The 13,722-nt window shown below is 34.9% G+C and carries 14 protein-coding genes and 1 pseudogene; 8 read left to right on the top strand and 7 right to left on the bottom strand.

Features of this window, described 5'->3' with window-relative positions:
• Positions 1-111: 111 nt before the first annotated feature.
• Both IEV41_RS02875 and IEV41_RS02870 read right to left on the bottom strand, forming a co-directional pair.
• Complete coding sequence (locus IEV41_RS02875; RefSeq protein ID WP_188386935.1) at positions 112-576, bottom strand: hypothetical protein; 465 nt, start codon at positions 574-576, stop codon at positions 112-114.
• A gap of 877 nt (positions 577-1,453) precedes the next feature.
• Positions 1,454-1,942 carry a hypothetical protein gene (locus tag IEV41_RS02870; protein WP_188386934.1) on the bottom strand — a complete coding sequence of 163 codons (489 nt, stop codon included), beginning with the start codon at positions 1,940-1,942 and terminating at the stop codon, positions 1,454-1,456.
• Positions 1,943-2,362: 420 nt separating this feature from the next.
• Between IEV41_RS02870 and IEV41_RS02865 the strand changes: the two genes are divergently transcribed.
• Complete coding sequence (locus IEV41_RS02865; RefSeq protein WP_188386933.1) at positions 2,363-2,551, top strand: hypothetical protein; 189 nt, start codon at positions 2,363-2,365, stop codon at positions 2,549-2,551.
• 145 nt (positions 2,552-2,696) lie between these two features.
• On the opposite strand, the gene IEV41_RS02860 is transcribed toward IEV41_RS02865, so the two are convergent.
• Positions 2,697-3,230 carry a GrpB family protein gene (locus tag IEV41_RS02860; protein ID WP_188386932.1) on the bottom strand — a complete coding sequence of 178 codons (534 nt, stop codon included), beginning with the start codon at positions 3,228-3,230 and terminating at the stop codon, positions 2,697-2,699.
• A 317-nt stretch (positions 3,231-3,547) separates the two neighbouring features.
• Between IEV41_RS02860 and IEV41_RS02855 the strand changes: the two genes are divergently transcribed.
• Both IEV41_RS02855 and IEV41_RS02850 read left to right on the top strand, forming a co-directional pair.
• Positions 3,548-3,946 carry a RidA family protein gene (locus IEV41_RS02855; protein ID WP_188386931.1) on the top strand — a complete coding sequence of 133 codons (399 nt, stop codon included), beginning with the start codon at positions 3,548-3,550 and terminating at the stop codon, positions 3,944-3,946.
• Between the two features lie 455 nt (positions 3,947-4,401).
• Positions 4,402-4,683, top strand: a complete 282-nt coding sequence (locus tag IEV41_RS02850) for a CPBP family glutamic-type intramembrane protease (protein WP_229722126.1) — start codon at positions 4,402-4,404, stop codon at positions 4,681-4,683.
• A 94-nt stretch (positions 4,684-4,777) separates the two neighbouring features.
• Here IEV41_RS02850 and IEV41_RS02845 read toward each other — a convergent pair whose 3' ends face one another.
• Entirely contained in the window at positions 4,778-5,077 is a 300-nt protein-coding gene (locus IEV41_RS02845; RefSeq protein WP_188386930.1) for a hypothetical protein, read from the bottom strand.
• Positions 5,078-5,376: 299 nt separating this feature from the next.
• Between IEV41_RS02845 and ppsA the strand changes: the two genes are divergently transcribed.
• A complete protein-coding gene (gene ppsA, locus IEV41_RS02840) occupies positions 5,377-7,971 on the top strand; it encodes a phosphoenolpyruvate synthase (RefSeq protein WP_188386929.1) in 2,595 nt (864 codons plus the stop codon).
• 101 nt (positions 7,972-8,072) lie between these two features.
• Positions 8,073-8,495, top strand: a pseudogene (locus IEV41_RS02835) (VOC family protein).
• Between the two features lie 288 nt (positions 8,496-8,783).
• Here IEV41_RS02835 and IEV41_RS20320 read toward each other — a convergent pair.
• Complete coding sequence (locus IEV41_RS20320; protein ID WP_373284195.1) at positions 8,784-8,906, bottom strand: hypothetical protein; 123 nt, start codon at positions 8,904-8,906, stop codon at positions 8,784-8,786.
• A 947-nt stretch (positions 8,907-9,853) separates the two neighbouring features.
• On the opposite strand from IEV41_RS20320, the gene IEV41_RS02830 reads away from it, so the two are divergent.
• A complete protein-coding gene (locus tag IEV41_RS02830) occupies positions 9,854-10,033 on the top strand; it encodes a hypothetical protein (RefSeq protein ID WP_188386928.1) in 180 nt (59 codons plus the stop codon).
• A 241-nt stretch (positions 10,034-10,274) separates the two neighbouring features.
• Here IEV41_RS02830 and IEV41_RS02825 read toward each other — a convergent pair whose 3' ends face one another.
• Complete coding sequence (locus tag IEV41_RS02825; RefSeq protein WP_229722125.1) at positions 10,275-10,697, bottom strand: hypothetical protein; 423 nt, start codon at positions 10,695-10,697, stop codon at positions 10,275-10,277.
• Positions 10,698-11,134: 437 nt separating this feature from the next.
• On the opposite strand from IEV41_RS02825, the gene IEV41_RS02820 reads away from it, so the two are divergent.
• Both IEV41_RS02820 and IEV41_RS02815 read left to right on the top strand, forming a co-directional pair.
• Positions 11,135-11,587, top strand: a complete 453-nt coding sequence (locus IEV41_RS02820) for a hypothetical protein (RefSeq protein WP_188386927.1) — start codon at positions 11,135-11,137, stop codon at positions 11,585-11,587.
• A 1,097-nt stretch (positions 11,588-12,684) separates the two neighbouring features.
• Entirely contained in the window at positions 12,685-12,861 is a 177-nt protein-coding gene (locus tag IEV41_RS02815; protein WP_188386926.1) for a hypothetical protein, read from the top strand.
• 63 nt (positions 12,862-12,924) lie between these two features.
• Here IEV41_RS02815 and IEV41_RS02810 read toward each other — a convergent pair whose 3' ends face one another.
• Positions 12,925-13,722 carry a dihydrodipicolinate synthase family protein gene (locus tag IEV41_RS02810; RefSeq protein WP_188386925.1) on the bottom strand — a complete coding sequence of 266 codons (798 nt, stop codon included), beginning with the start codon at positions 13,720-13,722 and terminating at the stop codon, positions 12,925-12,927.

Here is a 13,722-nt window from a genome sequence, read left to right as displayed (position 1 = left end):
AAAATTGTAAATACAATTATTCCAAAATAGTTATATAGAACTATTTTTTACATAAAAAGGAATTACTATTGATGCACCCCTTCATGCATTTGAAGGGGTTTTTTTACGTAATTAAATAGCAAGGCAATATAACTTGCCACCTTCTTTGTGACAGTTACCTTTGAACCCAAAGTCACTCTTCCTGTCGCTAGTTATTGTTATGAGATGTAAATATTCATAAAGCCATACCCAGTATGTTTCATTACCGTACATGACCGAATAATTTTTATAATGTTTGGAATTAGAATCCCACAATAAATGATTGCTTGTATTTGCAACTACAACATTGTATTTACCTTGCCCAACGACATAGAATGCGTGATTGACTGTATCTGTAACAAACTTTTCTCTTTCTTTGTCTTTCTTCTTACCTTTGCCTTTGCTGTAAGAGATCATATCACCGGTTTCAACAATGGGTTTAATTGTACTCAAATTACTAGGCACATTTTCATTTTCAAAAGCGTTAGCAGTCCCTCCTGTTAATAGAAGTGACAATCCTAATCCTGGAGCTATTAACTTACGAATCATATTTTTCATGTAATATCATTCTCCTTTTCTCATTAATTTTTTATCTACCAAATTAGCTATTATTTAATAGTTGATTTAATCATAACAAGAAAAAAGTGAAAAAATGTAATATGATGTCAGCTATATGTTGGGAAAATAAATCGACTTTTACACCTCTTTAACCCCGTACCACCAACCTCAATTGTTCAAAACCCCTTAAAAGCTGATTGTGTATATTCGCTTAACCCCACCTTTTATAGCAATTCCAAGCCCTCATTAAACCCAGTTTCCCCTACTAGTTTCACTCAGAAATATATTGGGAAACTTCGTCGTCTTCGTGTATGAGTTGCCCAGCAAGTGGACCTTTCACATGACGGACCAACGACTGAACAAAGTCATTAGCTTTATATTTTCCCACTATTTTTTATTCAAAATGTGGTCAAAGATGTCGTCATTTTCTCCTTTAAGATTTGGCGGATTTTATAAAAAGCGGATACTATCAACAACTGTGATGGAAGGTTTATATAGAGTAGAACTTACAGGCACTTAACGGCGTCTATTTTTACGATAAACCCATGAATAACTTACCATTGCATCACCTGTACTAATTATACGGTAGAAAACTTACTCCTTAAATATATAATCTAGAGAGGCCTCGTTCACCGTACTGGACTTCTCTACATGTCTTAATTGAGCAACTCACATAAGACCTTACAAAGCATTACGATTCCAATTTCATTGCATAATCCACTAACAATGTAATTATAATAATCATACATCCAAAAAGTTTTTGAGATCTCCATAGCTAAAAAAGGAGCACAACTCTGTAGTGAGTTAGTGCTTCTTTTTGCGTTATATTATTGTTTTATAAGATAAATAAAAAAGCACTCAAAAGAGTGCCCTTCCATTATAGGTTATAACCAATCCACTTTTCACCCATACGTGTATCAATTTTATACCATACTTGAGTTGCAGTTACAGTCTGGGGATTAAAAGACACGGCATCTTTATCAGTACGATTAGTCGTTGCATTTTCCCATGTTTTAGTTCTTCTATCTAAATACAATTCTCCCATTGTTGCGTTAAATCTTTCAGGGAGGTTAATCATATCACCGTATTCATCATACTCAACCCATCTAGGACCAACACTTGTTTTAATTTTAAATAAAGCTGCCTTAGGAGTTGTCTTCTCTCCAGGGTAAAGTACCATTTGTACTGATTGGTTAGATGGAGATAGATGTACATCTTTCTTTTCCATTAATACGTGATATATTAAATCTTCTCCGGTTTCGCTATGTGTCACTGCTGCCTTAGGATTACCGGCTGATGCTGATGGTGCATAAATCCCTGTTAATGATAATACAAATACGAACAGTAATGGCATCATTTTTTTCATAATATTTCCTCCTTTGTGATAAATCGAACCTTTTAAATAATACAATATTAAAATACCAACTGTAAACCAAAAAGAACCAATACAGGAATTTATAACCATAAAATAAGAGGGCGACATGCCAATTGTATGACACGTCGCCTGGTTGTTTCCTCTTTAATTACCTTTTTCATGTAATGTTCGTGGAAGCCACTTCAAATTATTTTACTTACTTTGATGAATGTCGGTTATTATCCTATTCTATTTCCATCCTTCCATATCGCAATGTACTTTGCAGCTTAAAAGGCAGTAAACAAATGCTTTCTGCTTTTTATTAGTTGTTTTCGTAAAGGTTATTTTTTTATACATGTCAATCATGTATAGTATAAGAGATTGACATGTCATATTTAACACCTATTAGTTATGAAGAAAGGGATGATAACAATGACGAAATTATCTTATAGTGGTTTAAAACATGGAGAAAATAATGTGGAAATAACATTATTGGCGGATATCCAAAATGATTGGTTGGAGATAACACATACGAATGAAGTGTCTCAAGTAATGAATAAATCAACAGGTAAATATATCATAGTAAAGCGAAACACTTTGAAAGTTGAATTTGCTTCATAATACGGAGAACATATAAAAAATGCGGCTGACTAGATCAGTCGCATTTTTTATGTACTTTTAAATACCTCCATAAAGGGCATTATGTCAGTCTCTATATACAACAACTTTTTAATTAGTTGATTCTTTTTCTTTCCTCATCGCGTTTTTATTTTAGAACTCGTTTAATAAATTCTGTTTTAGCTTTTGTGTATGCTTCTCTATCTTGATGAAACTCCCTAGCTAGTTCTTGTTTCAGATTTGCATAATCATAAACTAATTGCGGATTTTCCCGTAAACGATTACGAAATAGAAGTTGTTGCTCCCATCGCTTTTCCCCTTTAAGCATCACATGCAAATGAGCTACACGCTTATTATTTTTTACCTTCACAAAAAATCTTCTCCAAGGTCGTTCATCTAATTTCGGACTTACATAATGCCAATCATATGTAGACAATGCAGTCGAAATATCTTCTAATCTATCAAACGAATGTGCTTCAGCCATTAAGTCAATGATAGGTTTTGCAGGTAAATCGGGTATTGATGTACTTCCTATATGCTCTATCTTACTTATACCCAGAGGAGCAAGAAGGGTATAAAGTTCTTCCTTCTCTCGTTTTCCTTCGTCTTGCCAATCAGGATTTGGTTTCACTATCTCTACCGATTCAGTGGCCCATACTGGCCAATTATTTTGCTCCACCATACACAACTCCTTTTCTTTTATAAACTCTAATTCTAATTATATACTCTCTTCTGCTCTAAAACTAACTAGACACACTCCCCCATCTTGCATCTCAATTGATATTTAGACACTATTCATGTAGTATATAAGGTAATATTTCACTTTATCTAAAGAAAGGAGAGTACCGAAATCATGAAGAAAAAATCAATGAAATTTTTATCAAATGGATATGGGTACTCGACTGCTGTTTTTTTCTAAAATCATTTTATAGGGAGAAGTGTGTCCAAAAATGAGATAGAAGAAATCGCAGTTATTTTTATTATGATGAGGTGGATCAAATGAGAAACGGAATAATTACTAGAAAGAACCCAGCAAATATGCCAGGACCAGTAGGGAACTATACACATATTACGAAAATCCCTAGAAATGCAGAGTTATTTGTGACATCAGGACAGATCGGAATAAATCAGGACGGCCAATTCCCAGAAAGTATGAATGAACAAATCAGTAATACGTTTCAAAACATAAATAAAGTTTTAGAATCCGAAGAGTTAACTGCTGCTAACATTATAAAAGTGAATATATGGGCAACAGAAGAAATTGATTGGGAGCACATGGATTTCGAATGGGAAAAGTTGTTTCATACGGAATATCCAGCAATGACAATTGGATATCTTTCAGCATTAGGATTGCCAGAAATTAAAGTTGAACTAGAAGTATGGGCAGCTAAACCATAATATAAACACACACTTCATTCCATTTGGAGAGCAGGTAGCTTTTGCTAGCTGCTCTTTTATTTATCCGATGTAAGACGCATTCTCTCCTTCATTTTCTTTACTAAAATAAAGCTTTTGTTAAATATTATTTTCCTTTAAACCTACATCTCTATTAAACTACCTAAGTATAATTTTGGCATTAGAGATATCTGTATTTGATATTTTTACGATGATGGGGGTGTATCTAGTGGCTTTTTAGCTAAAAAACGCTTCATACTTGTTTTTACTTACTTTGTTAAACTTCGCTTAGCTTCCTGTTCTAATGACCTTTTTATTCATTGTTACGGCTTATCCATCCCCCTATCATATTAGTGTCCAGTTGCTAATAACAATGCAAGTAATATGTTCGTAGATAATACCTTTGGTGAATTTTTCTATAACTTACTAGTTATTATATTTAGCTTAATTGGCGAAGAATGTCTTGTTTTAGTTCCGTCGATACTAGCAATTTATTTTTTAAAAAACATGAAGTAAGCAAACAATGGTCGCTCATTATCGTCACTCTTGTTGGGGCTTTCTTATTCGGTTTAACCTATTACTCCGTATACGACGGTAATTGGACTCAAATTTTGTTAATTATTGCTTTAGCGAGATTACCTTTCAACTGGGTTACCTTTAAAGTCAATTCACTATGGGCTATTGCTATTGTTCATATCACATTTGATTTCTTATCACTCCTAACATTTTCATTTATTTAAACAGGATATTGACGAAAGGGCGCTTTTAAAAAAGCGCCCTTTTTGCATTTCCTTAACATCTATCTTGTTTCTATGCCATTTTGTTTATAGCAACTTATAGAAAAACTAATCTATCTACCTCCGTGACGCTAAATATACGGCGACACACCAGCTTACACATTCCTTGCGCCTCTATTCTTCTTAGTAATTCTTCTGTTGGAAAACCAGCTTGTACATGTTGGTGAAAGAATGCATGGACGTTATAGAATTGAAAATAGTCCGTGTTACTGTCTATTGGAATATGCGGGAAGTCATATTTTAACATGTTGAAGATATGAATAGATTTAGAATTATCCACTTTCAAAACAGACAAACATGGCATCAGTGTGAGAACAAAGTCGATTCCTTTATTCATGACCCCTATCTCTTCCAACTATTCTATTACGGTTAATTCGTCCATGATACAAGGTTTTCCTTTCATATTATTTTACAAGCTAAAAAGCACGCCTAAAGCGTACTTACTACATACATATATGAAGTTACATGTCATACTATCTTTTACAAGCAAAAATCCACTCAGCTTGCACATTAAATCGCAATTCCGACCTCTGCCTAGCTTAATTATAACATGTAAAAAATCGTGAATATAGACTTTTTCTTCTTCTGTCCTCTTGCTACAATCAATTACACATTAATGGTTAGGAGAGATGCCGCATGAATTCTTTTGTTCTTCATTTTCATGAAATAGAAAAAACACAGCTTTCACTCGTTGGTGGAAAAGGATTAAATCTAGGAAGATTAGCAAGCATGCAAGGAATACACGTACCAGAAGGCTTTTGTATCACAACCGCCGGATATGAAAAGGCACTTGAGCAACATGACACGTTTCAAACATTGTTGGATCAACTAACGATGCTCAAAATAGAAGATCGTCATCACATTAATGAAATTAGCAAGAAAATCCGCCAAGCCATTACCGAAGTGGAAATTCCTTCTGATGTGGTAAAAGAAGTTACTCACTACCTATCTCAATTTGGCGATGAACATGCTTATGCAGTTCGTTCTAGTGCGACTGCTGAAGATTTGCCACATGCCTCTTTTGCCGGTCAACAAGACACTTATTTGAATATTATCGGTATAGATGCTATCTTGATGCATATCAAAAAATGCTGGGCTTCTCTCTTTACAGATCGCGCAGTCATCTACCGAACCCAACATGGATTTGGCCATCGAAACGTATCTTTATCCGTTATCGTTCAAAAGATGGTATTCCCACAAACTTCTGGTGTTTTATTTACAGCTGATCCAATTACGTCTAACCGAAAGCTACTATCGATTGATGCTAGTTTTGGACTTGGTGAAGCGTTAGTCTCTGGATTAGTATCCGCTGACTGTTATAAAATACAGGACGATACGATTGTCGATAAGATAATTGCCACGAAGAAATTAGCTATTTATGCACGAAAAGAAGGCGGAACAGAGACGAAGCAGCTCGATCCTGTGCAACAAAAGACGCAAGCACTTACGGAACAACAAATTTTACAGGTAGCATGCATAGGAAGACAAATCGAAGCTGACTTTGGTTGTCCACAAGATATTGAATGGTGTTTCTTTGATGGTACGTGTTATATTCTCCAAAGTCGACCAATCACTACGTTATATCCGATTCCGGAAGTACATGATGAAGAAAATCACGTCTACGTATCTGTCGGCCATCAACAAATGATGACCGATGCGATGAAACCGCTCGGATTGTCTTTTTATTTGTTAACAACTCCTGCACCGATGCGCGTAGCTGGCGGAAGGTTGTTCGTTGATGTTACCCCTCCGCTCGCTTCACCAATTAGCAGAGAAAAGATCGTAAATACATTAGGACAATCCGATCCACTTATAAAAGATGCACTAATGACGATCATCGAACGGGGAGATTTTATCAAATCGGTACCAAACGATACTAATCCTACTGAGAGTGGCAATGAGATACAGGCACCACAAATGGAAAACGATCCGACCACCGTTGCTAATTTGATGAAGAATAGCCAAACGTCAATCGAAGAATTAAAAGAAATGATCAAAACAAAATCAGGAGTAGATGTGTTTGATTTTATTGTGGAAGATATGCAGCACTTAAAACAGATTTTGTTTGACCCACAAAGTTTGCGTGTTATTACGGCAGCGATGGATGCTGCAACGTGGATTAATGAAAATATAAACAACTGGTTAGGTGAAAAGAACGTGGCCGATATCCTTTCTCAATCTGTACGAAATAATATTACGTCGGAAATGGGTCTGGCACTACTAGACGTGGCGGATGTCATTCGTCCTTATCCAGCAGTCATTGATTATTTACACCACGTAAAAGATGATACATTTTTAGATAAAATCGATACGCTGGATGGTGGACAGGAAGCTAAGGACGCTATCACCGACTATCTCCGCAAATATGGCATGCGCTGTCCCGGAGAAATCGATATGACAAACACTCGTTGGAGCGAAAAGCCAACTGTACTTATTCCAATGATCCTTAGTCATATTAAACATTTTGAGCCAAATGCTAGTCATCAAAAGTTTGAACAAGGGCGACAAGAAGCATGGAACAAAGAACAAGCGTTACTAGAACGAGTGGAAAAATTACCAGACGGTCAACAAAAAGCAAGGGAAACAAAACGAGTAATCGACCTACTTCGCACCTTCATCGGATATCGTGAGTACCCAAAATATGGCATGATTAGTCGCTACTTCGTCTATAAACAAGCATTACTAAAAGAAGCAGCACAACTCGCCCAAGCAAATGTTATTCATGAACAAGAAGATATATACTACCTCACGTTTGACGAACTTTACGAAGTTGTACGCACAAACAAACTCGACTATGAAATAATCAACAAACGAAAAGACGAGTACAGACTATATGAAAAACTAACTCCCCCACGTGTTATCACGTCGGACGGAGAAATCATCACCGGTACGTACAAACGAGAAAACCTCCCACACGAAGCAATTGCCGGTCTACCTGTTTCTTCTGGTGTTGTAGAGGGCCGTGCTCGTGTCATCTTCAACATGGAAGATGCTAATTTAGAAGATGGCGATATATTAATCACCCCCTTTACAGATCCGAGCTGGACACCAATATTCGTATCTATCAAAGGACTAGTCACAGAAGTTGGCGGGCTGATGACCCACGGTTCCGTTATTGCACGTGAATACGGCTTACCAGCAGTTGTCGGCGTAGAAAATGCTACGAAATTAATAAAAGATGGACAGCGAATTCGCGTCCATGGAACTGAAGGATATATTGAAATCGTGTAAGCTATCGAGACGAAACTCTTACTAGAAAAGAGTTTCGTCTTTTACGTTAGGTCATTTTCTCAAAAATTGTTGTTCCTCAAATCATTTGATAAAATCAATATGTGAAAAATTCACAAAAAAGAGGCTGTTCATTCTCAAAAGGACTTATACATCATATTGAAATATACGTTTCAAATTTGAAAAATTCGATTGCCTTTTGGGGTTTGTTATTAGAAGAATTAGGTTATGAGCCTTTTCAGAAGTGGGAACGTGGTCAAAGTTGAAAAATCGGAGACACATACATTGTTTTCGTTCAAACAGAAGAAGGATTTATGGATATACCCTATCATAGGTGCAGAGTAGGTCTGAATCATTTGGCGTTCCATGCAAGTTCACGGCAAGAGGTTGATGATATGACAAAAAATTCAAAAGACAAAGGTATTAACATTCTTTATACGGATAAATATCCCTTTGCAGGAGGAGAATATTACGCAGTTTATTTTGAAGACCTAGATAGAATACAGGTTGAATTAGTAGCACCTTGACCTCTATATGTAGTGGTCTTTTTATATTGTAATAATGAGGACTCGCTAAAATAATCCGCCTAACACGCTTCCACCTACTCCTCTTAGACCGAACAATTAGTTTTTGCTAGCTGTTCTTTTTCTGTAAAATAGCACTTTTTCTTTTACTTTTGCAAATGTCTAAAATTGTTTTCGTAACTACATGAATAGCCAAAACAACTATAAGTATAAGTGCTGATGTCATCAATGGAACAAATGAAATCACAGCTTCCTTAAACGTCATCTAAACAATTCCGTTCTATACAAAATTCAAATCTTCCGACTAGACCGTTCATCTATGCAAAGTACCTTTCCGTTTTGCCAAATGGTCGTATGCTCACTAAATCGTGTTCCTGGTTGCCCGATTATTTCCACGTCGCTATCTTTCACGATGAAAATTCTATTTTACTTATATCTATTACACCACCTGCAACCGTGTAAAAAACACTTTCCCACCCTATATCGGTACTCTAATTTCAACTGCTTCTTTATTAACCTGATGTTCTTCTAGATTTCAAATAATTGCTCACTTTAGAAGTTGATTTGAGTTCTTCCCACTATCTTCCCCCCTAGAATCGATTTCGTATAAAACTTAAAATTCCGCTTACCATCGTAATCTCCCATTGTCCATGTGCTAAAATTCTGATAGACTATACATACAGATGTATTTATTGAGTGTTCATCGCTATAACGATGGGCCTTTTTTTATGCCTTCAACTAAGCTAGCTATTTAACCCAGACTATATATATATATGTATTTGCTGAATAATACGTCGTCTCTCGTAATTCACCTTCTCATCATGCAAGTCCTCATCCCCTTTCAAATTAAAACTTGATTAATCATCAAATTCTCACTCAAAAAAAGAATGTCCATCAATCCTTTCAATTGAATATCCAACTTTTGTGCTAGTAAAGCTTTTAATTTACTTTCACGTTTATAACCACCTGCATAACATATTAGTAGTCTATTGTCTGAATTCAATGCGCAAAATCCATTTAACTTCATTCCCCGCCACTTATTTGGTATTTAATCAAGTTCTCGTTTTTATGGAAGTTGATTAAAAAGCAAACTTTGTATGAAAAAATTGGCATGAGTGGTAAAATTAATTTAATAATGTATCCAAAAGAGGGATATCGTTTAAAAGATTAAACTTTTTCTATAGTTACCCACGTATATCAATATTATTTCTCGTTATTAATGTGATTATTTCACACTAGTATATATACCATTTACATATTTTTAGAAACAAAGGTTAAAGACCATGGAGGTGAAAATGAATAAAGCAATACATATAATTTTTTCAAATTAATTCATATTTTTTAGATTAGGAGTGTTACAGATGGAAGCTTTATTAGGAATATTTTTCGGACTATCCTTTTGGTCATTTATCGTTTTTTTGGCAATATATTTCTTCCGCCTTTTGATGAAAAAAGACAACCCAAACAAGTATGCAAAGTTAGCTGGCATTGCATTTATGATTGCTCTCACTTCGTTAATAATATTCAATATACTAATCTAACGGTACCAAATAATTACCAAGCAAGTATAGAAAATGGAGCATTAAACATTGAATAAATAGAACTATCATCCAAAAGCTGAACTGCATCCAATAAGTGAGACACAAATAAAAAACAGGAAAGTGCCAAGAATCCTTTAAATGCTAAGATTCCTGGCACTTTTTATTTATTGTAGATACCCTTCCATCCTCCGCAAAGGCTTATCTGTGGAACAGTTCGTATAATTAAAACTGCAAATCAAACTCAATTAACATGAGAAATTTTCACACTTGCTGGATCCACTTTCACATCAATACTTTTTACTTTAACAGAATAACTACCTTCCTCTACCCCTTTTATAGGCGCTAAAAATGGTTGATATGTGGAAGCATTAGAAACCGTTGCCGAAGTGCTATATACTAAATCACCTTTTAAATCGTAGAATTCGAATATAATTTGACCAGATGAATGTTCCGGTGTTGAACTAAAATCAGCTATTCCAATGAAGCTATTAAAATACGGATGATATTTAATTGGATTTCCATCACTTAACCAAAATTCATTCGTACTTACTTGTACAGCAGTTTCCGCAGAGATTTCTTGCTGAATAGGATGATAAAATGCACTAGAGAATAATACACCCATACTCATTATTGGAACAAGCATTCTTTTTTTCAATTTCATCATTCACATCTCCTTGACTTTTATAATTTTTACTCGAAGATAAATTTACCAAATAAAGTAATTTTTGTAAATGTATTTAAAATAAAGGTTAAATGAAGATTACATGCACATTATGAAACAAACTCTCCGTTCTGAATCTTGATCAAGTAGGTTCGATTACTACAATCTTACATACAACTTATTTCCCTTAGATTGTTTGATTTAACATACACTTCTACTAACGTAAAACTGCCAGCATATATATACGACAAAACCGCGTTTTTCATGTTTATTCCCCTCTCGAATAAAGGTTTTATAAAGACTTCATCAAGATTACTCTCTTATTTCTGCTAATGAATTACAAATAGTTACAGATTTCGAAAAATAGTAAATAAACAAGCTAGTTTTCCATACATTGAGAACGTATTCCAAATCTAACTTTTGAAAGGTGATGGTAATGTATGTTTAAAAAGATTCTTTTATCTAGTGTGTTATTAACCGGGGCTTTAGGAACTTCGACAGCTCTAGCACAAACTGATAATGTAAGTAAACCCGTTTACACTGAAAGCAAGCATTCTGCTTCAACTGTAGAAAGTAATTTTCATTATGGTTTAATCGACTTCAACTTTTCTACAAGGTATATAGTAGATGAACTTTTACCTGTAGAGAATGGAGATAATGCTGTAATAGGTATCTTCAACGACAAACCTTTTGAATATAACGTAATTTTGAGAAATGTTGAAACAAACGAATTAATACACGGTACAGCAACTGGAGGCCCACTTGTCGAGGGATACAAAGCTGAAGTTCCCTTCTCTTCTTTAAAAGCTGGAACTTATCAAGTAATTTTAGAAGATCTGACTGGAACAGAGCAAAAAGGTCAATTTGGAATGTATACCTATAAACCTAACTAACTCGTAATTCTTTTCATAGGTGGGCTTTTCTTTTTGAAAAGCTCACCTTTTGTATTTTTTGTTTCCTTTCATACTAAATAACACGTCTATTCGAGTTAGCATCCATTATCTTATACACTAAAAAAGATTTCTATATAAAAGATGGCTGCCGTATAAGTCGATATACATCCGCTTATACGACAGCCATCTTTTATTTTTCTCATAGGTCCTACTGCTAACTCAATCAAGGTATTCTCATCTATTTAGATGCATACTTATTGTCTAAAAAATAAAAATCCAAAAATAGTAACTTAAGTTGAGCATTGCAAGCGCAAAACATTGATTTTCAGTATCAGCACGGTATGCAAGTACAAATCCTACAAGTGGCGCAAATAGGCAAATTGCTACAAGATCCTCTCCTAAAGCATCCTTCGCTAATGCAGTGAAAATTGAGAACAGTGCACAACCTAAAGAGATTTTAGCCTATTTATTCAAAATATCTCCTCATTTTCTACTAATAGTTATAATAATAGTTTACTAGAAAAATCCTTTTATACCAACAAACAGAAAGTGTCTTATCGTTTGACACTTGAAGAGAGATGATTTGAATATTACGTTAAGACGTTAAATGACAGGTATGTGGCACCTTTTAATTTTAGTATACTAACAACTATACGTTTATTATTTTTAAGAGAGGAGATGGTACTTATAAATATATTTTCTAAGGTCTCTTTAACCTGTATACCTTTTGCTGTTTTCATCTTAAGTCAATACGATGAAAATAGTACTCTCTGGAAAATCGGTATTTGTGCCCCAATAATAGGAGCATTTTTGGCATTTGGTTCTAACACTAGAACGCAGATTGTTTTGCTGACGTTATGTAATATAGGGTTTTATTTTATATGGATTATTTTCCTTTTTTTAGCTGAGCCAATGACTCCTCCTTCGGGACCTACCTATTGGGAACGTTATCCTCGTGAATGAAGAGAATGCCGAAAACCTTCATACATTTTCAACAAGAAAAACTCTTCATACATGTTGAATCGTTAGCGGTTATATACTATATTATAAAAATAAATAATGGTATAACATATACCACTAGATTAGGAGCACGAAAGATGGACACTTTATTAATTATTTTGTTTTTTGTAGCGGCTATCGCCAGCGTAGCATGTTTACTACTGGCACTTGTATCTCTTGTACAAAAGAAAGAAAAAGTTAAAACATATCTAACATATGCTGGTATCTCCTTCTTGCTGTTTCTTCTTTCTCTTCTTGGAATGGGAATGCTATAAAAAAAATGCCGAGACTTTTGAATTCTCGGCATTTTTTTAGTTGCTATACATGTTTTATCTCTATCATATAATAGGCGAACGGCATCTCCCTACTTTTATTCCTAACGAATTGTAGTGATTTTTAATATGGACGATAGCTTGATTGCTTGTAACTTCATTAATTAATTGTGTTATGTTGTGGAGATTTACTTCTCTCTTTTCTACTATGTCATAGAAGGCTTGCTTAATTTCTTTCGGATACACATTCCCTACCATACTAGAAAGTCCATTGCAGCCATCAATTATTTTTGCTGGGAAGTTTATATCCCCGCCCGCAAACAAGATAAAGTTATCTGGTAGCTGTGTATTGTTATGACGTTTGACATCGCTCTCTTCTTTCAATCCGACAAGATGAGGATGGCTCTGATTGATAAGTGTTTGAAGAGAAGCAACTTCTAAATCAAATCCTGTTCGAGAAGGGTTATTATACAAGACAACATTTTTCGTTGTATGCTCGAGTAATTCATTCACATAATGGATTGCTTGTTGTTGTGTCGGTTTGATATAAGGTGGAAATTGGAGGAGTACGGAATGAAACACAGAATCTTCAACTTTACGAATAAGCTTGATCACCTCTTTTGTCCTGGTAGCCGATACGCCAAATATGAGTTCAACACCTTGAAACTGTTGGTTGTTAAAATAATCAATAATCTCCATGCGTTCATCAATACTCATCGAATGTTGCTCACCGGTTGTACCAGATACAAGGAATGACTCTATTCCATTCTCTTTTAAATGGTTAATAACCGGCTTAAAGCCTTCTACATACAAACTTTCATCATCATGAAATGGCGTCGGAATCGCAACATTAAGATGTTTCAT

Origin of the sequence: Priestia taiwanensis (assembly GCF_014638355.1) — a bacterium.
Classification (GTDB): domain Bacteria; phylum Bacillota; class Bacilli; order Bacillales; family Bacillaceae_G; genus Priestia_D; species Priestia_D taiwanensis.
The sequence above is the reverse complement of the archived record's forward strand: the minus strand, read 5'-3'. Positions and strand labels throughout refer to the sequence as shown.